Here is a 25,239-nt window from a genome sequence, read left to right on the forward strand (position 1 = left end):
GATAACATATGGCCGGAGTAGATAATGTTGGTCAAAATGGCAGCTTGTCCTATATCGACCAACTGAAAAAACTTCAAGAGCAGAAGAAACCTGATGAGGTCACTGGTAAGCAGGATCTGAAGCAGGAAGATTTCTTATCTCTGCTCACCAAACAACTTGCACAGCAGGATCCGTTTAAGCCGGTCAGTAATGACCAAATGATCGCTCAGATGGCATCATTTGCAACCGTTGATGGTATCGGGAAGATGAACTCTCAGTTTGAGAGCCTCAATTCATCGATGACCTCGAATCAGGCATTGCAGGCATCTTCACTGGTTGGGAGGGACGTACTTGTTCCCGGAGCCAGCGGGGTGAAGAAAGATGCTGGTAGCATGGCTGCAATGGTGAAACTGCCGGAAGCAGTCGATAACTTGCTGGTACGGATCGAAGATACTGCAGGGCAACTGGTTCGGACATTTGATGTCGGGGCAAAACCTGGCGGCGATAACCGTATTGAATGGGACGGCAAAGATCAAAACGGCAACCCTTTACCGGGTGGCAAATATAAAGTGAAGGCTTCAGGTCTCATAGACGGAAAGAGCAAAGAATTTGATGTTTCAACTTATGCAAACGTCAACAGCGTTCTTCTTGGCAAAGGTGATGGTAACGTACTACTCAATCTGGCTGGCTTTGATTCGCCAGTTCGACTTGCTGAGGTACTGGAAGTAGGCAAAGCGTAATGCTAGCTAGATAGGAGAATTCAGGATGTCATATGTATCATTAAGTGGCTTATCTGCCGCTCAACTTGACCTCAACACCACCAGTAACAATATTGCCAACGCGAATACTTATGGTTTTAAAGAATCGCGTGCGGAGTTTGGTGATGTTTATTCAAATTCGTTGTTTACCAACGCAAAAACCACCCCGGGGAAAGGTGTACAGGTAAACAAGGTCGCCCAACAATTTCATGAAGGGTCGAGTATTTACACCAATAACCCGATGGATTTGCGGATTTCAGGAACCGGTTTCTTTGCCGTGGCAAAAGATCGCCTGACACCTCAGCAGAATGAGTTGACACGTAACGGTGCTTTTCATATTAACCATGACAATTACTTAGTCACTTCGAATGATGAATACATGTTAGGGTATAACGTGAATCCGGAGACCGGAGATGTTCTGTCTTATGAAGCATCACCAATCAATATTCCGGCTGAGTTTGGTAAGCCGAAGCAGACGTCCAATATTGATGTCGGAGTGAACTTACCGGCCGGTGGTGACCTGAAAGATCCTGCTTTGTTCGATTATGAAGATCCGGAAACATATAACCGCTCCACATCATCGACAATTTATGACTCGATGGGACAGGCGTACAAAATGACAACCTATTACCTGAAGGATCAGACACAGGCGAATACCTGGCAGGTATATTATACGATGACTGATTCAACGGGAGAAAAACCGATTAATATTGTCGGTGGTGATGCAGCAACACCAACAGGACATGTCGGTCATACTCTGAAGTTTAATAATGATGGCACATTGTCTAGTATCAATAATGGGCAGGATGTTGTTTCTGAACCTTTAGGTGCCGGAGCGAATCCACTTAACCTTAATGGTGCCGATATCAACCAGACACTTTCTTTCGGATTGGACTCTTCGACCCAGTTTGCCGCACCATTCGAACTCACGAAGTTTGATGAAGACGGGGCGACTACTGGATTTTTGACCAAAGTGGATGTGAATGAAGAAGGAAGTATTCTTGGTACATATTCAAATGGTGAGAATATCACGCTGGGGCGTGTTGCTTTAGTCCGGGTTCCGAATGAACAGGGATTGGATAAAAAAGGTGGTACTCAGTGGGATTCGACCAATGCGTCAGGCGATAAAATCTGGGGTGAATCGAACAAAGGGTCATTTGGTACGATTAATAGTGGTACATTAGAGCAATCTAATATTGATATGACTCAGGAACTTGTGGATTTGATTTCTGCACAGCGTAACTTCCAGGCAAACTCCCGTGCATTGGAAGTGCACAATCAAACCCAACAGACGATTCTTCAAATCCGCTAATCTACTTCTTTAAGTCAGGCCGACGGCAATGTTGGTCTGACTTTCCTTTCTTTGCCCGGCAATTTTGCGGCAAAAAGTGTTTCTCTTCTTCTTTTTATTCTTTAATTAATTGATTTTTAAATAAAATAATATTTGGCACACCAATTGCTTTATATCATCTGAATGACGGTGATAGGAGTCAATTATGGATCGTGCATTGTTTCTGGCAATGAGTGGTGCAAAGCAGAATATGCAAGAGATGCAGCTCAGAGCAAACAACCTGGCCAATGTCAGTACAACTGGCTTTCGGGCTGATTTAGCTCAGGCTCGTGCTATGCAGAGCTATGGCGATGGTTTGCCGACTCGGGTTTTCAGTATGACAGAGCGTCCCGGGCATAATTTTGCCCAAGGGAGCGTGATGACGACTGGAAGAGATCTTGATGTCACGATTCAGGGAGATGGATGGATTTCAGTGCTGGATGAAACGGGTACGGAAGGATTAACCCGGAACGGCAATTTCCAGATTGATCCAAATGGTTTGCTTACCAGTGGCAGTGGTCGTCTGGTTCTCGGTGACAATGATGCTCCTATTACACTGCCGATTCCTTTGAGTAAAATCGAAATTGGAAAAGATGGCACCGTATCCGTTATTCCTCAGGGAGCTCCTGCCGATGCTATGGAAGCTGTTGGTCGGATCAAGTTGGTACGTCCGGACAATCGCGCATTGTACAAAGACTCCAATGGCCTGTTCCGGGCAAAAGATCCCAATACAACATTTAATACTGATGCAAGTGTGACATTGCTGCCTGGTGCTTTAGAAGGAAGCAATGTCAATGCTGTCGGAGAGATGACGAACCTCATTGATCTGCAGCGTCAGTTTGAAATGCAAGTCAAAATGATGAGTACAGCAGAAGAGATGGACAAAGCTTCAGACTCTCTGCTGCGCACCGGTTAATGAGTGAGAGGAGAAGGTTATGCATCCGGCTCTATGGGTAAGTAAAACAGGTTTAGACGCGCAGCAGACCAATATTGCGACGATTTCGAACAACCTTGCCAACGCTTCCACAGTAGGATTTAAGAAAAGTCGTGCTGTGTTTGAAGATCTTTTTTATCAGAATATTAATCAACCCGGAGGTCAGTCTTCACAGAACACTGAGCTGCCGAGTGGGTTGATGCTTGGTGCCGGCTCGAAAGTCGTCGCGACTCAGAAAGTTCATACCAATGGTAATGTACAAACAACCAATAACAGTATGGATATGATGATCGAAGGAGATGGTTTCTTCCAGATCATGATGCCGGACGGCAATATCGGCTATACACGGAACGGACAGTTTACGTTGAATGCTGAAGGAACCATTGTTACTTCAGGCTCAGGTTATCCTTTACAACCTGAAATTGTGATCCCTCAGGATGCGGTATCAGTGACGGTTGGGAATGACGGGCAGGTTTCCGTCCGCATTCGTGGGCAGCAGAATAATCAGGTTGTCGGCCAGATTACCACCGTTGATTTCATTAACCCGGGTGGTTTAGAACCTGTCGGACAGAACCTATATTTGCCAACCGGTGCCAGCGGTGACCCACAGGAAGGAGTTCCCGGATTGGATGGCTTGGGAAATGTTCGTCAGTCGATGCTGGAAAGTTCTAATGTGAATGTCACAGAAGAACTGGTCAATCTGATTGAAGCGCAGCGCGTATATGAGATGAATTCAAAAGTCATTTCAGCAGTAGATAAGATGATGAGCTACGTGAACCAACAGCTCTAATCGGGATTAAATGAGAGAGGCATTCGATGAAACGTTTATTTACTCTGGGTCTAATCTGTTTCTTATCTGGCTGCTCGCTGATGCCACAGGAAACTCAGGAAGATCAGAGCGGTAATGAAACCACTTTGGTTGATGCCGTTGAAGGGGATAAATCAGCGGATGGGAACAATCAGGGATTACTGGATGGATTGAGTCATCGGACTGATCCGGTTGCCGGTGATCCGGCCTGGGCTCCGATTCACCCCAGTCATCGTCCGAAACATTATGCAGCCGAGACAGGCTCACTGTTTAACCTGAGTTCAGCCAACAGTTTGTATGATGATTCAAAGCCCAGACAAGTCGGTGATATTATTACGGTCACACTGAATGAAAGTACCAAAGCGGCAAAAAGTGCCGATGCTGATTTGTCGAAACAGAATGATGCCTCTATGGATCCGCTGGCAGTCGGTGGTCAGGATATGAAAATTGGTGATTACAATTTCTCGTACAACCTGAAAAATGATAATAAATTCTCCGGTAGTTCTGCTGCCAATCAGAGTAATAGTATTTCTGGTTCGATTAGCGTTGAAGTTATTGATGTCCTGGCAAACGGAAATCTGGTTATCCGGGGAGAAAAATGGCTGACACTGAATACCGGTGATGAATATATTCGGTTGAGCGGAACGATTCGTCCCGATGATATTGAGTTTGATAATACGATTTCATCGAATCGTATTTCGAATGCCCGGATTCAATATTCAGGGACTGGTACAAATCAGGATATGCAAGAACCGGGATTCTTGGCACGATTTTTTAATGTTGCTCTTTAACTGAAGTTTGAACGTCGGTTTTTTGGCTAAAAATGATGTTCATGGTAGAGAAACGCAAGGTAGATTAAATGAAAAAGTTGACTCTTTTCTGGTTAGCGACACTGTTTGTTTCGTTACAGGGGCAGGCTGCGAGAATTAAAGACGTCGCAGAAGTTGCCGGTGTACGAAGTAACCAGCTCGTCGGTTATGGTCTGGTGACCGGTTTACCGGGAACCGGGGAATCGACTCCTTTTTCTGACCAGAGTTTCAATGCCATGCTGCAAAATTTCGGCATTCAGTTGCCGCAGGGAACCAAACCTCAGACGAAAAATATTGCCGCTGTCATTGTAACGGCTGAGCTGCCGGCATTCTCTAAACAGGGACAGACGATTGATGTGACGATTTCTTCCATCGGTTCGGCAAAAAGTTTACGTGGCGGAACATTGATGCAAACTTTCCTGAAAGGGCTGGACGGGCAGGTTTATGCTGTCGCTCAGGGCAACCTTGTCGTCAGTGGTTTCAGTGCCAGTGGTGCCGATGGTTCAAAAATTGTCGGGAATAATCCAACGGTCGGGATGATTTCCAATGGGGCAACGGTTGAACGTGAAGTGCCGAACCCGTTTGCCCGGGGAGATTATATTACATTTAATCTGCTTGATTCAGACTTTACGACAGCACAGCGTATGGCCGATACCGTCAATCAGTTTCTTGGTCCCCAAATGGCGACAGCTATTGATGCAACATCGGTTCAGGTTAGGGCACCCAGAGATGCCGGACAGAGAGTGGCTTTTCTCTCTGCAATTGAAAACCTTGAATTTAATACTGCGGTTGGTGCTGCTAAGATTATCGTCAATTCACGCACCGGAACGATTGTTGTCGGTCAGTACGTTCGTTTGAAACCGGCAGCAGTAACACATGGTGGCATGACCGTTGCTATTAAAGAGAATTTGAATGTAAGCCAGCCAGGCGCATTATCGAACGGACAGACTGCTGTGGTACCGAATTCAGATATCTCTGTGACGGAAAAGAAAGGCAAAATGTTTAACTTCCAGCCGGGGGTGACTCTGGATGATTTGGTTCGGGCTGTAAATGAGGTTGGTGCTGCGCCGTCGGATCTCATGGCCATTTTGCAGGCATTGAAGCAGGCCGGTGCGATTGAAGGCCAGTTGATTATCATTTAAGGAGTAGCCCGATGATAAATGACGCAAAAGATATCGGTTTTGTACAGGATATTACACAACTGGACAAACTTCGCCAGAAAGCGGTCAGTGGAGATACAGAGAGTGAAAAATCAGCACTGACAGCTGCGGCAAAGCAGTTTGAAGCCGTGTTTACTTCGATGCTTTTCAAGTCAATGAGAAAAGCAAATTCTGGATTTGAATCCGACCTGTTCCATAGTAAGACGGAAGATTTTTACCGTCAGATGTTAGATGAGCAGATGGCTAGCCATCTCAGCACTTCTGGTCGGTTAGGACTGGCAGACATGATTGTCGCTCAGCTTTCGACAAATATTGCCGGAGATAAGCCAAAAGAAACATCAGAGCCGGATCAGCTTCAGCAGGCTTTAGCTCGTATTCGTGAGCATCAACAACAGAATTCAGATGCGGAAAAGATCAAAGGTACTGCTGATTCAGCATCGGTCCCGGAACCACGCCGGTTCGATTCGCCGGAATCCTTTATTCATTCTTTAAGACCTTATGCAGAAAAAGCAGCCCGGGTTCTTGGCGTCGATGCCTCTGTATTGTTGGCACAGGCGGCACTGGAAACCGGGTGGGGAACTAAAGTTGTTGCCAACTCCCGGGGAAGTAGCCATAACCTGTTTAATATTAAAGCTGATCGCAGCTGGCAGGGTGATAAAATGGCGACTCAGACACTGGAGTATTATGGCCATACTCCCGTTGTAGAGAAAGCTTCATTCCGGGCTTATGATTCGTATCAGGATAGTTTCAATGATTATGTAAATTTCCTGTCCGGTAATCCTCGTTATATGGCTGCGCTGAGTCATCAGGGAGATGCAACTTCCTTCATTCAGGGAATTCATCAGGCTGGTTATGCAACTGACCCTGAATATGCGGAAAAAGTACTGCGGGTACGTTCTCAGATTCAGCAGATGGATTAATCTCTTCTTCCTTTCTTTGCCGGGCGGAAAATTCCTTCCGGCTTCTTTGTAACTCATTGTATTTTCTTTAATTAGTTTAATGGCACACATATTGCTTGATATGGGTAGAAGGTTCAGTTTTTACTGATGATTTTTATCTTTGTGGGGGCGGTATGGCGTCTGACTTGTTGAATATTGGGACTCAGAGTGTCTTAACATCTCAAAGACAACTGAACACAACTGGTCACAATATATCTAACGTAAATACAGAGGGTTACAGCCGTCAGTCTGTAATCCAGGGTGTCAATGCCCCGCGTATGTACGGCGGTCAGACGTATGGTATGGGCGTACATGTGGAAAATGTTCGCCGCTCATGGGACCAGTTTGCCGTGAAAGAGCTAAATATTGCCACAACCGATTATTCCTACAAAAGCGATACTGAGCAGAATCTGGATATGTTATCCAAGATGCTTTCTTCCGTTGCCTCTAAGAAAATCCCCGAAAATATGAATGAATGGTTTGATGCGCTGAAAACTCTGGCTGATAGCCCGAATGATATGGGGGCACGTAAAGTTGTCTTGGAAAAGTCACAGTTGATGACTCAGAACCTGAACGACTTCCATGAAACGATTCGCCGGCAATATGAAACGGTGAATAAAGGTTTGGATCTCGGTATTAAAAGAATTAACCAGCTTGCTTTGGAAATCAGGGACTTGCAGCGTCTGATGATGCGTACACCCGGGCCGCATAACGATTTGATGGATCAGCATGAAAAGCTGGTTAAAGAACTCTCTGAATATACCAAAGTGACGGTAACTCCCCGTAAAAATGCGGAAGGATTCAATATCCATATCGGTAATGGACATACCTTGGTTTCTGGTACCGAAGCCAGTCAGTTGAAGATGATTGATGGTTATCCGGATACACACCAATGGCGTTTAGCGATGGTTGAAGGCAAGGGTATAAAAGCGATTACTTCGAAAGATATGGGAGGAAAAATCGGTGCATTATTTAATATGCGTGATAATGAAATTCCCAATGTTCTCGATGAAATAGGCCGTCTTGCAACAACATTTTCTTATGATGTGAATAAGTTACAGTCTCAGGGGCTTGATCTGAACGGAGACATCGGCGAGTTAATGTTTACCGATGTTAACGATGATCGGATTGCCAAAGAACGGGTGATTACCAGTGGGGACTCTGAAGCTGATATGGCAGCTTATATTGAAGATGTTACCCAATTGAAAGGCGGTGAGTACTCACTGCTTTATGATGGAAGTGATTATATTGCCATCCTGCCTAACGGTGAGCAGAGGGTTCTTTCTCCCAGTGGCGGAGAAATTCGTCTCGATGGTATGAGAATTGAGATTCGTAATGAACCGAGATCTGGTGAGCGGGTTCTGATCCGGCCAACCCGTTCCGGTGCGGCAACGATAAAGATGGAAATGAATGATCCGGCAAAAATTGCCGCTCAGAGCTTTGAGGCTTCAACAACTTTTGCTCAGGGTACGGCAACTTTTAAAATTCTACGGGCCGGAGAATTAAGAGAATTCGAAATTGATGTTTCAGAGTTGGGTGATACTTTCACTGTCAAAGATAAAGAAGGCAATATTGTTGCGGAAAATGAAACATATCCGCCTTCCGGTCCGTTTACAGTGATGGGCACAACTTTTGAGTTATCAGCTGGTGCATTACCAAAAGATAAATTTACAGCGAACCTGGTTCCCTCTGAAGGGGATAACGGGAACCTGAGGAAAATGCAGAATATCCAGACCGATAAGCAGTTGGATAATAATGAGTCGACGATTCTGGATGTTTACCACAACCTGAATACCAATGTTGGTCTGAGAATGTCGACAGCATCCCGGCTGACTGATGTGGCCCGTCTGGAGAAAGAAGCAGCACAAGAGCGGATTGCTTCAGTCTCTGGTGTCAACCTCGATGAGGAAGCTGCCAATATGATGAAATTTCAACAGGCATATATGGCATCTTCGCGAATCATGCAGACAGCCAACGATACCTTCAACACCATTCTGCAGTTGAGATAGGGAGGAAGAACTTATGGTTGGTCGTATCTCAAGCTTCCATAACTATCAGGCCGTTCAAAACGATATCCGTCGTCAGGAAGCCAGGGTTTACCATAATCAGGCACAGTTGGCTTCAGGCAAAAAGCTGATGTCTCCCAGTGATAATCCTCTGGCAACCCACTACATCCAGAATGTTGGCCAGCAGGAAGAGCAATTGCGTCAGTATCTGGATTCTATCGTTCTGGTTCGTAACCGCCTTGGTCATCAGGAAGTGATTATTTCTAATGCGGAAGATTACGCTGATGAGGCAAAACGTACCGTAATGGAGATGATTAATGGTTCGTTATCATCTGAGGATCGTCAGGCGAAAGAGCGTGAGCTTGAAGAGCTGGCTGATAACTTTTTGAATCTGGCAAATGTTCAGGATGAATTAGGCAATTTCATCTTTGCCGGCACTAAGCCGGATAAGCAGCCGTTTTTCCGTGATAAAGAAGGGAATGTGACTTATGCGGGAGATGACTATCAACGCAAGATGAAAATCTCCAATAGTCTCGAAATGCCTTTCAACAATCCGGGTAGTAAAGTTTTTATGCAAATCGATAATCCATTCGGCGACTACGAACCGGATTATCAGTTGCAGGAAGGGTCTGAACTTTTACTGGAAAAAGCCACCAATTCTGATCCTCAGGACCAGTCTAAATATTCCGTCACTTTTGTGGATATGGGAAACGGACAATATGGTTATCAGTTGGAACAGGATGGCAGTGCTGTTCAGGTCGGAGAATTTGATCCGAAAACCGGAATCAATTACGAAGGGCTGAATATTGAAGTTAAGGGACAGATTTCTCCGGGAGATGTAATAGAGCTTTCTCCCAGAAAAACGTTCGATATTTTTGATAGCTTTAAAAAAGCAATGGAATATTCGCGTGACTCTGTTGCTGATGGCTCGGCTACGGCCAAACTTCATCAGGTAACCAGAGAATTTCATGCCGCTTTTATCCATCTGACAAAAGTCAGAACGGATATTGGTGCCCGGTTGAATACGTTGGATATTCAGGAACAGGAACATGAAGATTTCAAAATTACTTTGGCGAAATCTAAAAGTAATTTTGAGGATCTTGATTATGCGGATGCCGTGATCGAGTTTAATGAAAATACTCGGGCACTCCAGGCATCCCAGCAGGCTTTCAGCAAAACGAAGGACTTAACTTTGTTCAACTATATCTAACTTTCATCCGCCTTATGTGCCATGCCATAAGTAGCGAAAGGAGTTTAGTTGAGTGATGTTCTTTATGGAAAGTTTTGAAGAAAGCGAAGCTTTGTCTCTATTAAAGTGGTGCCGGATAAACAATTGCAGTGAGGCAATTAAGCGGCAAAAAAGCGGCAAAGTGGAAAAAAGAGTTATCTCGGAGAGAACAAATCAAATAAATGGAATGTTTTTCTTCATTTAACTTACTGATATAAAAGATTAAAAAATTTATTTTCAAAGTTGGCACAGTAATTGAATTAAATCTATCAGAGCGCAAGTTATCGGTTCGGAACCGGCAATGTTGCAGATGTGGCAAGTTATTTACGGTCAGTGCTTCCAAATGAGAGTTAAAGCTGACCGCTTCGCAGAAAGCTTGCGGACTCAATAGGAGAGCAAACTATGACCATTACAGTCAATACCAATGTGTCAGCGCTGACCGCTCAGCGTTACCTGAATAAGGCAACGGGCGAGCTGAATACCTCAATGGAGCGTTTGTCTTCGGGGAACCGGATTAACAGCGCAAAAGATGATGCAGCAGGTCTTCAGATTTCGAATCGTTTGACAGCTCAGTCCCGGGGATTGGATGTCGCTATGCGAAACGCCAACGACGGTATTTCGATTGCTCAGACTGCTGAAGGGGCAATGAATGAGTCAACCAGCATATTGCAACGTATGCGGGATCTGGCACTTCAGTCAGCAAACGGTACGAACTCTTCATCTGAACGGAAGGCTCTGAATGAAGAGTATACAGCCCTTCAGGATGAATTGAACCGGATAGCAGAAACAACCTCATTTGGTGGTCGTAAGTTGCTGAACGGTACATTTGGTGAGTCTGCTTTCCAGATTGGGGCCAGTTCCGGTGAGGCAATTATTGTCGGATTAACCAGTATTCGGGCAGATGATCACCGCATGGGCGGCCAGACTTTTGTCTCTGAACTAGGCAAAGACATGGACTGGGGAGTTCCAGCGAATGCACGTGACCTGAAACTGGAGTTTACCAAGAAAAATGGTGAGCAAGTCTCTGTAGATGTTATGGCAAAACCCGGAGATGACATTGAAGAGCTGGCAACTTATATCAATGGTCAGGTTCAGGATGTTACTGCCTCAGTGGATGATGAAGGTCGTTTGCAGCTCTTCATGCAGGAGTCAGATCTTCAGGGTAACCTTTCCATCTCTGGTGGGCTGGCAACAGAACTTGGTCTTGATGGTGGTCCGGGACAGAATACTACCGTACAAACAACGGATATTCTGGATATCGGTAACTCTCAGAACTCTGTTGGTGTCCTTGATGCGGCGTTGAAATATGTAGATTCTCAGCGTGCAGATTTAGGGGCGAAGCAGAACCGTTTAAGTCACAGTATCAATAACCTGGCAAATATTCAGGAGAACGTTGAAGCGTCGAAGAGCCGGATTAAAGATACCGATTTTGCGAAAGAAACAACGCAAATGACAAAAGCTCAGATATTGCAACAGGCAGGTACTTCAATACTTGCTCAGGCAAAACAGTTACCAAACTCTGCATTGTCACTATTGCAGTAGTAACAGGGACTTTATCGTCCGTCCCAGACGTGGGTATACGGTAAAGCCTCTTTGGTAAAGTGTGATCTGTGGATGATATAAAGCTCTCTCAAGTTTAACACCTGCTTTATATTCATTCCGCATCATACGCCCGGTCAGCCAGGATGTGTTCATTTCTCTTGATCTCCACATGGTTGGCTACCACCAATAGCCCCGGTTCTCTCAAAGATAAGGGGCTTTTCTCTTTTCTGTACTATCTTCCACTTGCTTATTCTCTGGATAAAGTGTCTGTGAGCTCATATATAATATGGATTCAAGCCACTCGGCACAAAAGTCAAAAACTTAAATAATTATCTTAGTTGCATATCGTTTTTGTGTTTCCTCTCTCGTTTATCTATCGTCTGGTTATTCGCACTACGAAAATTCCATCTTTTTCCTAAAGGAAATCATTTTTGAGTCGCTAAAAGATCGAACTTTGAGAGAACTATGTTTTTCCGAGACGTCGGAAAACGGTCAAGAATTTCCGCGACGTCGGAAAATCAATAGGAGAAACCACTATGGCGGTTAATGTAAACACAAACGTTTCTGCGATGACGGCTCAACGCTATCTCAATAGCGCAACGAAGTCGATGAACTCATCAATGGAACGGTTATCCTCAGGATATCGGATCAACAGTGCTAAAGACGATTCGGCAGGCCTTCAAATCTCAAATCGTTTGAGTGTTCAAAGCCGGGGATTGGGTGTTGCTGTTCGTAACGCAAATGATGGTATTTCGATTGCTCAAACAGCTGAAGGGGCGATGAATGAAACCACCAGCATTTTGCAACGGATGAGAGACTTGTCTCTTCAATCAGCGAATGGTTCCAACTCAAAATCTGATCGTGTTGCGATTCAGGAAGAAATTACAGCATTGAATGATGAATTAAACCGTGTTGCGGAAACGACATCATTCGGCGGTAACAAACTTCTGAACGGTACTTTCGATACAAAATCTTTCCAGATTGGTTCTGACAGCGGTGAAGCCGTGATGCTGCATCTGAAAGATATGCGTAGCGACAATAGTATGATGGGAGGCACGTCATATATTGCAGAGAATGGTCAGAGCAAAGACTGGCAGGTCCAGAGCGGCTCCAATGATCTGTCAATTACTCTGAATGACAGACTCACCGGAGAACAGACTATTAATATTAGTGCAAAAGCTGGCGATGATATCGAAGAGCTTGCAACATATATTAATGGTCAGACTGACATGGTGAAGGCTTCCGTCGATGACGAAGGCAAACTGCAGTTGTTCACTGATAATAACAAGGTGGATGGCGAAGTTAGCTTCGGTGGAAGTCTGGCTGGAGAGCTCGGTCTGTCGGGTGGACAAGCGACAACAGTAAGTAATATTGATGTTACTTCGGTCGGTGGAGCTCAACAGTCTGTTGCAGTTGTCGATGCGGCGCTGAAATACGTTGATAGTCACCGTGCTGAACTCGGTGCATTCCAGAACCGTTTCGGACATGCTATCAGTAACTTAGATAACATCAATGAAAACGTGAATGCATCAAGAAGCCGGATCAAAGACACTGACTTTGCTAAAGAAACAACAGCATTGACTAAGTCTCAAATCCTTTCTCAGGCATCAAGCTCCGTTTTGGCTCAGGCCAAACAGGCGCCAAGTGCAGCATTAGGATTACTTGGATAAGTACTTCTGAACTGAACGAAAAAATCCAGCTTCGGCTGGATTTTTTATGCTTATCTATAAAGAAGAAGTTTTTGACAAAAGATAGCTTAAACTTTCAGGAAAAATAAAACCCAGACAATGTCTGGGTTATTCTATATGGTGCGGAAGGAGAGACTTGAACTCTCACACCTTGCGGCGCCAGAACCTAAATCTGGTGCGTCTACCAATTTCGCCACTTCCGCGCTAGTCTGTCTTGAGCTTTATTGCTCTAACTCCAGTCAATTAATGAATAATGGCAGGTCTACCTGGATTCGAACCAGGGGATGACGGGATCAAAACCCGTTGCCTTACCACTTGGCGATAGACCTGTAATTTCTTTTGCTGGTGCGGAGGGAGGGACTTGAACCCTCACGTCCTAACGGACACTAGCACCTGAAGCTAGCGCGTCTACCAATTCCGCCACCACCGCATATAAGTAGCAAAAGAATAAAACATGGTGGCTACGACGGGATTTGAACCTGTGACCCCATCATTATGAGTGATGTGCTCTAACCAGCTGAGCTACGTAGCCATAATTCAGTTATCAGTCTGATAACTAATTCGTGGTGCGGAAGGAGAGACTTGAACTCTCACACCTTGCGGCGCCAGAACCTAAATCTGGTGCGTCTACCAATTTCGCCACTTCCGCATCTGTTTGTCTTGAGCTTTCTGCTCTAACCTCAATTCAATTGAGGTTAATGAATAAATAATGGCAGGTCTACCTGGATTCGAACCAGGGGATGACGGGATCAAAACCCGTTGCCTTACCACTTGGCGATAGACCTGCAGTCGTTACTTCATTCTGAAATAACATAATTATGGTGCGGAAGGAGAGACTTGAACTCTCACACCTTGCGGCGCCAGAACCTAAATCTGGTGCGTCTACCAATTTCGCCACTTCCGCGTCAGTCTGTCTTGAGCTTTCAGCTCTAACCCCAAGCCATTGGAGTCAATAAATAATGGCAGGTCTACCTGGATTCGAACCAGGGAATGACGGGATCAAAACCCGTTGCCTTACCACTTGGCGATAGACCTGTAATTTCTTTTGCTGGTGCGGAGGGAGGGACTTGAACCCTCACGTCCTAACGGACACTAGCACCTGAAGCTAGCGCGTCTACCAATTCCGCCACCACCGCATGTGAGTAGCAAAAGAATAAAATATGGTGGCTACGACGGGATTTGAACCTGTGACCCCATCATTATGAGTGATGTGCTCTAACCAGCTGAGCTACGTAGCCTCATTTTGGAGCGAGACAATATAATAAATCCCGCTCTTTGTTTCAATCTCTTTTTTACAGATCGAGACAAATTTAAATATGGCAGGTCTACCTGGATTCGAACCAGGGGATGACGGGATCAAAACCCGTTGCCTTACCACTTGGCGATAGACCTGTTGTTGTTACTTCATTTTGAAGTAACACAAATTATGGTGCGGAAGGAGAGACTTGAACTCTCACACCTTGCGGCGCCAGAACCTAAATCTGGTGCGTCTACCAATTTCGCCACTTCCGCATATATTTCCTAAAAACTTTCCACCAGAGAAAGCGCTTAGGAAATGGTGGCTACGACGGGATTTGAACCTGTGACCCCATCATTATGAGTGATGTGCTCTAACCAGCTGAGCTACGTAGCCACAATACCTCAGAATAGGGAAGCCATATTCCCGAGAACGGAGCGCATTATGCGGATATGGGTTGAGAGCGTCAATAGTTTTTTTTAATAAATCGCTGAAAAACAGCTGTTCGTGTTTTTTTTAGTCAAACCGCGGTGTTTATAGACAAAATAACTCGAAAATCAACTGACTGAGGATGTGTGCTGTCTACCTAATATGAAGTGATGGAATGACAAAAAAATAGCTATAGAAACAATAAAGACCCTCATTGAGGGCCTTTATTTCAGATCACATTTAAAGGGAAATCAGACATTGAACCGGAAATGGATAACATCTCCATCTTTGACGATATAGTCTTTCCCTTCCAGACGCCATTTCCCAGCTTCTTTCGCGCCACTTTCTCCGTTATATTGGATGAAATCGTCATAACCGACGACTTCTGCCCGGATAAAGCCTCGTTCGAAATCTGTGTGGATTTTCCCGGCAGCCTGCGGTGCCGTTGAACCTACTGGTGTCGTCCAGGCTCTGACTTCTTTTACACCGGCTGTAAAGTAAGTGTGTAGCTCAAGCAATTCATATCCTGAGCGAATTACACGGTTTAACCCCGGCTCTTCGATACCCAGATCAGCAAGAAACTCATCACGTTCTTCGTCGTCTAGCTCTGCTAGCTCGGATTCGATAGCGGCACAGACGGCAACGACAACATTATTTTCTTTAGCGGCAAATTCCCGGACGGCATCCAGATAAGGATTATCTTCAAAACCATCTTCATTGACATTAGCAATATACATGGTTGGTTTCAGTGTCAGGAAGTTGAGGTAACCAATGGCCGCCAGTTCCTCTTTTGCCAGTTCTACGCTACGAGCCATGCCACCTTCGGTTAACACCGGAAGAAGCTTTTCCAGTACGGCAACTTCAAATTTTGCGGCTTTATCTCCACCTTTAGCGCGTTTTGCCTGGCGCTGGATAGCACGTTCACAAGTATCTAAGTCAGCCAAGGCTAATTCCAGATTGATGACTTCGATATCTTCTATTGGAGATACTTTTCCTGCTACATGAACAATGTTTTCATTTTCGAAGCAGCGGACAACATGACCGATAGCGTCGGTTTCCCGGATATTAGCCAGAAACTTATTTCCCAGCCCTTCACCTTTGGATGCTCCGGCAACCAGACCGGCAATATCGACAAATTCCATTGTTGTCGGCAATATCCGTTCGGGATTGACAATTTTAGCCAGTGCGTCAAGACGCAAATCCGGAACAGGAACAATCCCTGTATTTGGTTCGATAGTACAAAACGGAAAGTTTGCCGCTTCAATTCCTGCTTTGGTTAAAGCGTTAAAAAGTGTTGATTTTCCGACGTTTGGTAAACCAACAATGCCACATTTAAACCCCATGACTGTAACCTTATTCAGCTTTGAACGTGTGTAAACGATTTTGTGCTTTCGTGAGACCATCTTTGAGCAATATGTCCAGACAGCGGACAGACTCGTCTACGGCGGCATTGAGGCATTCCTGTTCTTTTTCAGGAGCCTTACCTAACACATAACCTGTAACTTTATCTTTGTGGCCCGGATGACCGATACCGATCCGGAGCCGATAGAATTCTTTATTGTTTCCCAGTTTACTGATGGTATCTTTTAAACCGTTATGACCACCATGACTGCCGCCCTGCTTAAATTTGGCAACACCGGGAGGTAAATCAAGCTCATCATGAGCAACCATAATCTCTTCCGGCTGAATCTGATAAAACTTTGCCAGAGCTGAAACTGCTTTCCCGGATAAGTTCATATACGTTGTCGGAATCAGTAAACGTAAATCCTGACCATTCAGTGTTACTCTTCCGGTCAGGCCAAAAAATTTGGGTTCGTTTTTTAACACCACACGATGAACACGGGCTAACTCTTCGACGACCCATGCTCCGGCATTGTGCCTTGTTCTGGCGTACTCCGGACCTGGGTTGGCTAGCCCAACAAGTAGTTTTATGGATTGACTCACGGTCAGGCTCTCTCTGATGTCTAAAACTAAAAGCGCGGTATGATAGCACAGAAATTTTTATCCCCAAACTTCCGGTGTTATTGCATTGTTACCCGGCAATTTCTGCCAGAGGCGCATCTGGGATGTTTCATGTCGCTCAGTATGTGCTGGAAATAAAAAAGCATCTCAAATGAGATGCTTTCATCGATAAAAAGGTACGAATTAGTTGAACATCGCAGAGATCGATTCTTCATTGCTGATTCGGCGAATTGCTTCGGCGAGCATAGTCGATAGTGTCAACTGTGTGACCCGACCCGTTGCCTGCATTTCTTTGGAAAGCGTGATTGAGTCAGTAATAATCACCTGATCCAGCACCGAATTTTTAATATTTTTCGGAGCATTACCGGAGAATACTGCGTGAGTTGCATAGGCAAACACACGTTTGGCACCACGTTCTTTTAAAGCTTCAGCAGCTTTGCATAGTGTACCGCCGGTATCGATCATGTCATCGACGATAACACAGTCGCGACCTTCAACATCACCAATGAGGTTCATTACTTCAGAAACGTTTGCACGGGGACGGCGTTTATCGACAATTGCGATGTCAATGTCGCCGAGTGCTTTTGCTGTTGCCCGGGCGCGAACGACGCCACCTAAGTCAGGTGACACGACAACCGGATCTTCCAGACTCCGTGCTTTCATATCTTCCAGCAGGACAGGAGTTCCGAAAATGTTGTCTACAGGTACATCAAAGAAACCTTGAATCTGTTCGGCGTGCAGATCGATCGTCAATACGCGGTCAACACCAACGTTAGAGAGAAAATCGGCGACGACTTTCGCAGTGATCGGTACACGGGCAGAACGGACACGACGATCTTGGCGAGCATATCCAAAATAAGGGATAACAGCGGTAATACGGCCTGCTGAAGCACGGCGCATCGCATCAATCATGACCACGAGTTCCATCAGGTTGTCGTTGGTTGGTGCACAGGTTGATTGAATGAGAAATACGTCGCTTCCTCGCACATTTTCGTTGATTTGCACAGCAACTTCACCGTCTGAAAAACGGGAAACAGTGGCATCTCCAAGGGAAATATACAAGCGATCAGCAATACGTTGAGCTAGTTCAGGGGTAGCGTTACCGGCAAATAGCTTCATATCAGGCACGGTGGAAACCTCAGGGTTGCGTCCAGTATTTAAATAGGTTGGGTGTGGTCGATTGAACATACCCTTGCTATTCTGGCAAATGGTATGTGAGCCATTTGCTGTGATTGCAGTCAGTCGTTTTCACAACCGTGGGTATAGCCAGCAAAAGTTTCTTTTAGTGGCGAAATATTGCGCCCTTTTGCTACAAAAGCAGAAACTTCGTCTGGCAAACGGGAAAGAACATGCTGTGCTTCTTCTTCACTCGAAAATTCAGCAAAAATACATGAACCGGTCCCGGTCAATCTCGACGGCGCGTATTGTAGCAGCCATGAAAGTTGCTTATCAACCTCTGGGTAAAGCTTTCGGACAATTTTTTCGCAATCGTTTTCGTACGGATGTTGTAAAAGCGTTGTCAGCTCTCGCTTGGGAGTGTTTCTGGTTAATTTGGGATGCGAAAAAATGGCGGCAGTCGAAATACTGACATCTGGTCTGATAACCAGATACCATTTCTCCGGTGGTGTGACCGGTGTCAGTTTTTCTCCGACCCCTTCGGCATAAGCTGCATGACCCTGAACAAAAACGGGGACATCAGCACCGAGTTGCAAGCCGATGTCTGCCAACTGGTTTTCGGACAGACCACATTGCCAGAGATGATTTAATGCAACCAATGCTGTTGCTGCATTTGATGAACCACCGCCGATACCGCCGCCCATCGGCAGAACTTTGTGTAAATGAATCTCCGCCCCAAGTAATGTGTGGGTGTGCTTCTGGAGTTGCGTTGCTGCTTTCCAGATGAGATTTTCCTGTAATGGAACACCTTCAATTTCCGGGGATACTGTGACTTCTCCGCTGGTATTGACGCGAATGGTCAGTTCATCGCCATAATCCAGAAACTGAAAAAGTGTTTGCAGTTCATGATAACCATCATCCCGGCGACCTGTAATGTAAAGAAACAGATTCAGTTTTGCTGGTGAAGGCCAGACGGTCTGTTCGGAATTAGGAGCGCCAGATGTACTCATTGCATGACTTTCCATTGTGAAATATGAATGTTGATTTTTGTGTGTCCCTGTTGCAGCAGGAGACGGTCGGGAAGAGGCAGTTGATTATCCCCGAAGGTTATAGCTGTGTATGCTTTGTATTGTACCTGCCATTGCTGATTTGCCAGTTTTTTTTCCAGATTATCCAGCGTGTTATCCGGCTTAAGTGAAAAATCATCTGCGAGTGCAGGACGTCCCAGAATCCACTGACTGAGTGAACTCAGCGGAATATCCAGTCCGGTCAGTTGATGCAGTAATAATTCCGGTGTCGGAGCCGAGTAGTGTTTCCCTTCATAGGTTTCGGCATCTGCCTGCTGAGGGTGAATATCCATCTTCAGTACGGTTTGTCCCAGAAATGTAGTTAAACGCAATTGACTGTAACTATCGGACTTTTTCCATTGAAAATTGAGTGAACGGCGTTCTTTAGGCGAGATGTAACCGAGTTTGCCAGTTATCTGATAAGTATGAATCTGTTGGAGGCGTGCCTGATGTGCCTGCCATTCTACAGGTGGAACCGGTGTCTGAATGCTGCTACAGCCTGCCAGAATGGATAACGTCAGGAGCACCTGAATGATTCGGTTAGTCATAAATACAGCTTTTGTTAGTCAAAGGATTGAGTAGTCTAAAACAGAAACACTATAGCATTGATATCACGAAGTTATAAAAACAAATCAGTTAAAGTCTTTTCATCACTAGGGGCATACAGTAAAATTCTCGCCTTACTCCTTAAAAGATAGTGAATCAGAGTACCTCCAGTCGATGTCCTTACTTGCCATTGGAATTAATCATCAAACAGCACCTTTGGAACTGCGTGAGAAAGTTGCGTTCGGGCCGGATAAGCTTTCCGAAGCGCTCAGTCAGCTCCGGGAGCAGGCTGACGTTAAAGGGAGTGTCATTCTTTCTACCTGTAACCGGACCGAAGTGTACTGTGAGATAAAGCCGACCAGTAAGGGGCGTTTGATAGATTGGTTATCTGAATTTCATCAGGTGAATCCTCAGGAACTAAAACCCAGTGTTTATATACACGAAGAGCAGGCAGCCATCCGGCATCTGATGCGGGTCTGTTGTGGTCTGGACTCTCTGGTATTGGGAGAACCTCAGATTCTGGGGCAGGTAAAGCAGGCATATTCGGAATCGAAAGATCTGGCATCGGTTGATGCCGCAATTGAGAAATTGTTTCAGAAAGCATTCTCGGTCGCAAAAAGAGTCAGGACCGAAACTGATATTGGCGGCAATGCGGTTTCGGTTGCTTATGCTGCGTGCACACTGGCAAAACATATTTTCGAATCTCTTGCCGACGCCACTGTATTGTTGGTCGGCGCCGGAGAAACCATCGAATTAGTTGCCAAACACCTCTCTTCCAACGGATGTCAGAAGATGATCGTTGCCAACCGTACCCGGGAAAGGGCGATGGGACTGGCAGATCAGTTTGATGCTCAGGTTATTCGCCTGCAGGATATTCCGGACCATCTTGCCAAAGCTGATATCGTAATTAGTTCTACGGCCAGCCCTTTACCGATTATCGGCAAAGGAATGGTTGAAAAGGCAATTAAAGCACGTCGTTACCAGCCGATGCTTTTGGTCGATATCGCTGTTCCGAGAGATATAGAAGCAGAAGTCAGCGAGATTGGTGATGCTTATCTGTATAGTGTCGATGATTTGCAGTCGATTGTTGACAGCAATATTGAACAGAGAAAGGTCGAAGCGATTCAGGCTGAAGCCATTGTCAGTGAAGAAAGCGCTGCTTTTATGAGCTGGATGCGTTCATTGCAAGCGGTCGATAGTATTCGGGATTATCGCAAGAGCGCGAATGATCTTCGGGAAGACCTGGTGAATAAAAGTCTTCAGGCTCTGGCATCAGGGGGTGATCCGGAAAAAGTCCTTCAGGAACTCAGTCACAAGTTAACCAACAAATTAATTCATGCACCGACTCGTGCACTACAGCAGGCTGCCGAGCAGGGAGAACCTGCGAAATTAGCTATAATCAGACAGAGTCTGGGGCTTGATAACCTTTAATTTCTATAATATTCCAGTACAAAGAAGAAACTATGAAAGCGTCAATTTTACAAAAGCTTGAAACGCTCGTTGAGCGCTATGAGGAAGTTCAGCATCTGCTTGGCGATCCGGCGGTTATCGGAGATCAGAACAAGTTTCGTGCTTTATCAAAAGAGTTTTCTCAGCTCGAAGAAGTGACTCAATGTTTTCAGGCATACCAGCAGGCGCAGGAAGATTTGATTGCCGCTGAAGAGATGGCCAAAGAAGATGATGCAGAAATGCGGGAAATGGCTCAGGAAGAAATTCAGGCTGCTCAGGATTCGATTGAGCAGTTGACCGACTCATTACAGATATTACTGTTACCCAAAGATCCGAATGATGAGCGTAACTGCTTTCTTGAAATTCGTGCCGGCGCCGGTGGTGATGAAGCTGGTATTTTTGCCGGTGATCTTTTCCGGATGTACAGCCGTTTTGCAGAAAGAAAGGGATGGCGTATTGAAGTTATGTCTTTTAATGAGGCAGAACATGGCGGTTACAAAGAGATGATCGCCAAAGTAAGTGGTGATGGTGTTTACGGTACATTGAAATTTGAATCCGGCGGTCACCGGGTACAACGTGTTCCGGCAACGGAATCGCAGGGAAGAGTTCATACGTCAGCCTGTACTGTCGCGATTATGCCGGAAATTCCAGAAGCTGAATTACCGGAAATCAAAGCCAGTGATCTGAAAATTGATACGTTCCGTTCATCGGGTGCAGGCGGCCAGCACGTGAACACAACGGATTCTGCCATCCGGATTACGCACCTTCCTACGGGTGTGGTGGTTGAATGTCAGGATGAGCGTTCACAACATAAGAACAAAGCAAAAGCAATGTCTGTACTGGCTGCCCGGTTAGCCCAGGCTGAAGAAGCCAAGCGGGCGGCAGAAGTTTCAGATGTCCGGCGGAATCTTTTAGGAAGCGGAGACCGGAGTGACCGTATCCGTACCTATAATTATCCGCAGGGACGGGTGTCTGATCACCGGATTAACCTAACGTTATACCGTCTTTCCGAAGTCATGGAAGGTGATTTAGATGGATTGATTAGCCCAATCATTCAGGAACACCAGGCTGATCAACTGGCTGCACTGGCTGAGCAAAATTAATTTATGACATCTCTCCCGAACCGAATCGATGAGTTAGTTCGTTACAGTACTGCCGTTTTGTCTGAAAGCGGCAGTCCTTCGCCAGCGATCGATGCTGCGGTATTACTTTGCCACGTCCTCGACAAACCCCGGTCATATTTACTGACATGGCCGGAAAGAACGCTCACTGATACTCAGATGAATTCTTTCGCTGGGTTGCTTACCCGACGTCTGAGTGGAGAACCGATAGCGTATATTCTTGGGGAACGGGAGTTCTGGTCTTTGCCACTCAAGGTATCGTCAGCTACATTAATTCCCCGTCCGGATACCGAATGTCTGGTGATGCAGGCTCTGGAAAAAGCCCGGCAAATCTCTGGTCCCATCCTTGATTTAGGGACCGGAACCGGTGCGATTGCACTGGCTTTAGCTTCTGAGTTACCCGATATTGATGTAACCGGTGTTGATATTCAGCATGAAGCCTGTGAACTGGCCAGAGCCAATGCGGCCCGATTGGGAATTCCGAATGTGACTTTTTGTCAGGGGAGTTGGTTCGATGCAATTGATGAAGGTATGAAATTTGCTTTAATTGTCTCAAACCCACCCTATATTGATGCTGATGATCCGCACTTGCTGCGTGGGGATGTTCGTTTTGAGCCTCTTTCTGCTTTAGTTGCAGAAGAACAGGGATTGGCCGATATCAGAACAATTGCAACAGCGGCAAGACAGTACCTGCAACCAAAAGGGTGGCTTCTGTTTGAACATGGCTATGAACAGGCTGAGTCTGTCAGGGCACTATTTCAGTCGCTTGGTTATCAGGATATTTATACTGAGCGGGATGATACAGGAAATGAGCGGGTGACTGCCGGCTGCTTTCTGTTATAAAAATGCTGCCATAAAAGAACGCTGCCATAAAAGAATACTCATAAGAGGACGTTTATGTATCTGGGATTAAAATATTTCCACCTATTCACTATCGTTGTCAGTGTTTCTTTATTCTGTATCCGGTACGGACTGATGATGATGGATTCCAAATGGCTTCAGAACCGTTTTCTGAAAGTCGTTCCGCATCTCAATGATACATTGCTTCTGTTATCCGGCGGAGCACTGATTATAGTCACGGGGTTTGTTCCTTTTACTCCGGCAGCTCCCTGGCTGACAGAAAAACTCATCTGTGTTCTGGCTTATATTCTATTAGGCTTTTTTGCCCTGAAATTAGGGAAAAGTAAGCTGCTGCGGAGTATTGCATTTCTGGGTGCTCTGGGCTGGATTGCGATGGCCGGAAAAATTGCTGTGACAAAGTTACCGATACTGATGCATTAATATTGAACCGGGTATTGCTATGATTGAGCTATTTGATGAAGATTTTGATGCGATGGAACTGGTGGAAGGTGCGCTTGCCCTGAATCAGGCGATTAATCCGGAAACCCGGGTCGCATGGGCTGAACAGAAACTGGCTGCTATGGCTCGTGAAGCGGAAGAATATCTGAGTCATGAATCTGATAAAAAAGCACGGTTGGCTGCTTTTCTGCATTTGTTCTATCAGGAATGGGGATTTTCCGGTGATCAGGATGCTTATTTTGAATCGCGCAATGCTTTTATTGATCAGGTTCTCGAACACCGTAAAGGGATTCCCGTCAGTCTGGGGGCTTTACTGCTGTATTTCAGTAATCAACTGGGATTTCCTCTGAAACCGGTCATGTTTCCGACTCAATTTTTGATCCAGATTGCCTGGCATAACGAAGACGCTGTCTATCTGAACCCATTTTCCGGTGAGTATGTTTCCAGGCATACTTTACAGGCATGGTTAATCGGCAACAAAGGACCATTAGCCAAATTAAAGCCGAAACACCTGCAGGTTAGTGATCATCCAACGATTATCGGTCGTTGGCTCGCTTTGCTGAAAAGTGCTTTGATGCGGGAAGAACATTATACTCTGGCACTGAAATGTACCAATCTGGCATTGACCTTTGTTCCCGATGATCCGTATGAGATTCGCGACCGGGGGTTTATATATCAGCAGCTGGAATGTCATCAGATTGCACTTTCGGATTACCAGTATTTTATTGAGCATTGTCCGGATGATCCCGCAGCTGAATTATTGAAAAATCAGGTGACTCTGCTGCGTAGTACGGCAGTTGTTATCCACTAATCTTTAGGTTTACAGAGAGAATTCGATGGAACAGAAAGTTGTAAAAGTTGGCGATATCGACGTTGCCAATGACCGACCATTTACTTTGTTTGCCGGTATGAATGTACTGGAATCCCGTGACCTTGCGATGCAGGTTTGTGAGCATTATGTCAACGTCACAGAAAAGTTAGGGATTCCTTATGTATTCAAAGCTTCATTTGATAAGGCAAACCGCAGCTCTGTTCACTCATACCGTGGGCCAGGTCTTGATGAAGGAATGAAAATTTTTCAGGAACTGAAACAGACTTTCGGTGTGAAAATTATTACGGATATTCATACAGAAGCTCAGGCTCAACCGGTCGCTGATGTTGTTGACGTGATTCAGTTACCGGCGTTTCTTGCCCGTCAGACCGATTTGGTTGAAGCGATGGCAAAGACCGGTGCGGTTATTAATGTGAAGAAGCCTCAGTTTATGAGTCCGGGACAGGTCGGCAACATTGTTGAAAAATTTGCCGAGTGTGGGAATGATCAGATCATTCTCTGTGAACGGGGTTCCTGCCATGGTTATGACAACCTTGTTGTCGATATGCTGGGCTTTGGTGTGATGAAAAAAGTCTCTCAGGGCAGTCCGGTTATTTTTGATGTGACTCATTCACTGCAAATGCGGGATCCAACCGGTGCAGCTTCCGGCGGACGGCGTGAGCAAACGGTAGAACTAGCTAAAGCCGGGCTGGCGACAGGGATTGCCGGATTGTTTATTGAAGCTCACCCTAATCCGGCTCAGGCAAAATGTGATGGTCCTTCTGCATTGCCTCTGGATAAACTGGAACCATTCCTGGCTCAGATGAAAGCGCTGGATGATCTGATAAAAAGTTTTGCTGAGATCGATATTCGCTAAGTTGTCTCAGAGATGAAATTCAGCCATAAAAACCATCGCATGACGTGATGGTTTTTTTACACCTGAATACTTTAAGACGTTGATGTCAGCTTGTTTCTCGAGATTCGCCAGCGTTCACCCATCGTGTGATCACACCATCAGAAAT

Annotated in this window: 22 protein-coding genes and 13 tRNA genes; 17 read left to right on the forward strand and 18 right to left on the reverse strand. The window is 45.5% G+C overall.

What is annotated here, in order from left to right; genetic code table 11:
- The first annotated feature begins 8 nt into the window (after positions 1–8).
- From flgD to OCU74_RS04580, 11 genes are all read left to right on the forward strand, one after another.
- Positions 9–719 (forward strand): flagellar hook assembly protein FlgD, encoded by a 711-nt coding sequence (gene flgD / locus OCU74_RS04530; protein ID WP_087480452.1) that lies wholly within the window; start codon positions 9–11, stop codon positions 717–719.
- 25 nt (positions 720–744) lie between these two features.
- Entirely contained in the window at positions 745–2,049 is a 1,305-nt protein-coding gene (gene flgE / locus OCU74_RS04535) for a flagellar hook protein FlgE (RefSeq protein ID WP_087480453.1), read from the forward strand.
- Positions 2,050–2,233: 184 nt separating this feature from the next.
- Positions 2,234–2,983, forward strand: coding sequence for a flagellar basal-body rod protein FlgF (gene flgF / locus OCU74_RS04540; protein ID WP_087480454.1), 750 nt, complete (start codon positions 2,234–2,236; stop codon positions 2,981–2,983).
- A 19-nt stretch (positions 2,984–3,002) separates the two neighbouring features.
- Entirely contained in the window at positions 3,003–3,791 is a 789-nt protein-coding gene (flgG, locus tag OCU74_RS04545; protein WP_087480455.1) for a flagellar basal-body rod protein FlgG, read from the forward strand.
- A 26-nt stretch (positions 3,792–3,817) separates the two neighbouring features.
- Positions 3,818–4,600: a flagellar basal body L-ring protein FlgH gene (gene flgH / locus OCU74_RS04550; RefSeq protein WP_087480456.1), complete on the forward strand. Its 783-nt coding sequence runs from the start codon at positions 3,818–3,820 to the stop codon at positions 4,598–4,600.
- A 68-nt stretch (positions 4,601–4,668) separates the two neighbouring features.
- Positions 4,669–5,760 carry a flagellar basal body P-ring protein FlgI gene (locus OCU74_RS04555; protein WP_087480457.1) on the forward strand — a complete coding sequence of 364 codons (1,092 nt, stop codon included), beginning with the start codon at positions 4,669–4,671 and terminating at the stop codon, positions 5,758–5,760.
- A gap of 11 nt (positions 5,761–5,771) precedes the next feature.
- Complete coding sequence (gene flgJ, locus OCU74_RS04560; RefSeq protein WP_087480458.1) at positions 5,772–6,698, forward strand: flagellar assembly peptidoglycan hydrolase FlgJ; 927 nt, start codon at positions 5,772–5,774, stop codon at positions 6,696–6,698.
- Positions 6,699–6,850: 152 nt separating this feature from the next.
- Positions 6,851–8,725: a flagellar hook-associated protein FlgK gene (gene flgK / locus OCU74_RS04565; protein WP_087480459.1), complete on the forward strand. Its 1,875-nt coding sequence runs from the start codon at positions 6,851–6,853 to the stop codon at positions 8,723–8,725.
- A gap of 13 nt (positions 8,726–8,738) precedes the next feature.
- A complete protein-coding gene (gene flgL / locus OCU74_RS04570; protein ID WP_087480460.1) occupies positions 8,739–9,932 on the forward strand; it encodes a flagellar hook-associated protein FlgL in 1,194 nt (397 codons plus the stop codon).
- A gap of 420 nt (positions 9,933–10,352) precedes the next feature.
- Complete coding sequence (locus tag OCU74_RS04575; RefSeq protein WP_087480461.1) at positions 10,353–11,492, forward strand: flagellin; 1,140 nt, start codon at positions 10,353–10,355, stop codon at positions 11,490–11,492.
- Between the two features lie 536 nt (positions 11,493–12,028).
- Positions 12,029–13,162, forward strand: a complete 1,134-nt coding sequence (locus OCU74_RS04580; RefSeq protein ID WP_087480462.1) for a flagellin — start codon at positions 12,029–12,031, stop codon at positions 13,160–13,162.
- 136 nt (positions 13,163–13,298) lie between these two features.
- Here OCU74_RS04580 and OCU74_RS04585 read toward each other — a convergent pair.
- The 18 genes from OCU74_RS04585 to lolB form a co-directional block, all read right to left on the reverse strand.
- Positions 13,299–13,383, reverse strand: a tRNA-Leu gene (locus OCU74_RS04585).
- A gap of 51 nt (positions 13,384–13,434) precedes the next feature.
- A tRNA-Gln gene (locus OCU74_RS04590) sits at positions 13,435–13,509 on the reverse strand.
- A 14-nt stretch (positions 13,510–13,523) separates the two neighbouring features.
- Positions 13,524–13,610, reverse strand: a tRNA-Leu gene (locus OCU74_RS04595).
- Positions 13,611–13,635: 25 nt separating this feature from the next.
- Positions 13,636–13,712, reverse strand: a tRNA-Met gene (locus OCU74_RS04600).
- A gap of 32 nt (positions 13,713–13,744) precedes the next feature.
- Positions 13,745–13,829: transfer RNA gene (locus OCU74_RS04605), tRNA-Leu, on the reverse strand.
- Positions 13,830–13,890: 61 nt separating this feature from the next.
- Positions 13,891–13,965 (reverse strand) — tRNA-Gln (locus tag OCU74_RS04610).
- A 34-nt stretch (positions 13,966–13,999) separates the two neighbouring features.
- A tRNA-Leu gene (locus tag OCU74_RS04615) sits at positions 14,000–14,084 on the reverse strand.
- 56 nt (positions 14,085–14,140) lie between these two features.
- Positions 14,141–14,215, reverse strand: a tRNA-Gln gene (locus OCU74_RS04620).
- A gap of 14 nt (positions 14,216–14,229) precedes the next feature.
- Positions 14,230–14,316 (reverse strand) — tRNA-Leu (locus OCU74_RS04625).
- Positions 14,317–14,341: 25 nt separating this feature from the next.
- Positions 14,342–14,418 (reverse strand) — tRNA-Met (locus tag OCU74_RS04630).
- 79 nt (positions 14,419–14,497) lie between these two features.
- A tRNA-Gln gene (locus tag OCU74_RS04635) sits at positions 14,498–14,572 on the reverse strand.
- 35 nt (positions 14,573–14,607) lie between these two features.
- Positions 14,608–14,692, reverse strand: a tRNA-Leu gene (locus OCU74_RS04640).
- Between the two features lie 44 nt (positions 14,693–14,736).
- Positions 14,737–14,813, reverse strand: a tRNA-Met gene (locus OCU74_RS04645).
- A 284-nt stretch (positions 14,814–15,097) separates the two neighbouring features.
- Complete coding sequence (gene ychF / locus OCU74_RS04650; protein WP_087480463.1) at positions 15,098–16,189, reverse strand: redox-regulated ATPase YchF; 1,092 nt, start codon at positions 16,187–16,189, stop codon at positions 15,098–15,100.
- 10 nt (positions 16,190–16,199) lie between these two features.
- Positions 16,200–16,790: an aminoacyl-tRNA hydrolase gene (pth, locus tag OCU74_RS04655; RefSeq protein WP_087480464.1), complete on the reverse strand. Its 591-nt coding sequence runs from the start codon at positions 16,788–16,790 to the stop codon at positions 16,200–16,202.
- 201 nt (positions 16,791–16,991) lie between these two features.
- Complete coding sequence (locus OCU74_RS04660; protein ID WP_087480465.1) at positions 16,992–17,936, reverse strand: ribose-phosphate pyrophosphokinase; 945 nt, start codon at positions 17,934–17,936, stop codon at positions 16,992–16,994.
- A 110-nt stretch (positions 17,937–18,046) separates the two neighbouring features.
- Positions 18,047–18,949, reverse strand: a complete 903-nt coding sequence (ispE, locus tag OCU74_RS04665) for a 4-(cytidine 5'-diphospho)-2-C-methyl-D-erythritol kinase (RefSeq protein WP_390623640.1) — start codon at positions 18,947–18,949, stop codon at positions 18,047–18,049.
- Positions 18,931–19,539 (reverse strand): lipoprotein insertase outer membrane protein LolB, encoded by a 609-nt coding sequence (gene lolB, locus OCU74_RS04670; protein ID WP_087480467.1) that lies wholly within the window; start codon positions 19,537–19,539, stop codon positions 18,931–18,933. The genes ispE and lolB overlap by 19 nt, the downstream gene beginning before the upstream one ends.
- Before the next feature lie 172 nt (positions 19,540–19,711).
- On the opposite strand from lolB, the gene hemA reads away from it, so the two are divergent.
- From hemA to kdsA, 6 genes are read left to right on the forward strand one after another with little or no spacing between them, the layout of a single operon-like run.
- Complete coding sequence (hemA, locus tag OCU74_RS04675; RefSeq protein WP_087480468.1) at positions 19,712–20,968, forward strand: glutamyl-tRNA reductase; 1,257 nt, start codon at positions 19,712–19,714, stop codon at positions 20,966–20,968.
- A 32-nt stretch (positions 20,969–21,000) separates the two neighbouring features.
- Entirely contained in the window at positions 21,001–22,089 is a 1,089-nt protein-coding gene (prfA, locus tag OCU74_RS04680) for a peptide chain release factor 1 (protein WP_087480469.1), read from the forward strand.
- A 3-nt stretch (positions 22,090–22,092) separates the two neighbouring features.
- The gene (gene prmC, locus OCU74_RS04685) at positions 22,093–22,950 is read left to right on the forward strand and encodes a peptide chain release factor N(5)-glutamine methyltransferase (RefSeq protein ID WP_087480470.1); all 858 of its coding nucleotides are present in this window, start codon (positions 22,093–22,095) and stop codon (positions 22,948–22,950) included.
- A 54-nt stretch (positions 22,951–23,004) separates the two neighbouring features.
- Positions 23,005–23,388 (forward strand): SirB2 family protein, encoded by a 384-nt coding sequence (locus OCU74_RS04690; protein WP_087480471.1) that lies wholly within the window; start codon positions 23,005–23,007, stop codon positions 23,386–23,388.
- Positions 23,389–23,407: 19 nt separating this feature from the next.
- Positions 23,408–24,217 carry a SirB1 family protein gene (locus OCU74_RS04695; protein WP_087480472.1) on the forward strand — a complete coding sequence of 270 codons (810 nt, stop codon included), beginning with the start codon at positions 23,408–23,410 and terminating at the stop codon, positions 24,215–24,217.
- Positions 24,218–24,242: 25 nt separating this feature from the next.
- Positions 24,243–25,094, forward strand: coding sequence for a 3-deoxy-8-phosphooctulonate synthase (kdsA, locus tag OCU74_RS04700; protein ID WP_087480473.1), 852 nt, complete (start codon positions 24,243–24,245; stop codon positions 25,092–25,094).
- The last annotated feature ends 145 nt before the right edge of the window (positions 25,095–25,239 follow it).

This window comes from Vibrio mangrovi, from assembly GCF_024346955.1.
Classification (GTDB): Bacteria; Pseudomonadota; Gammaproteobacteria; order Enterobacterales; family Vibrionaceae; genus Vibrio; species Vibrio mangrovi.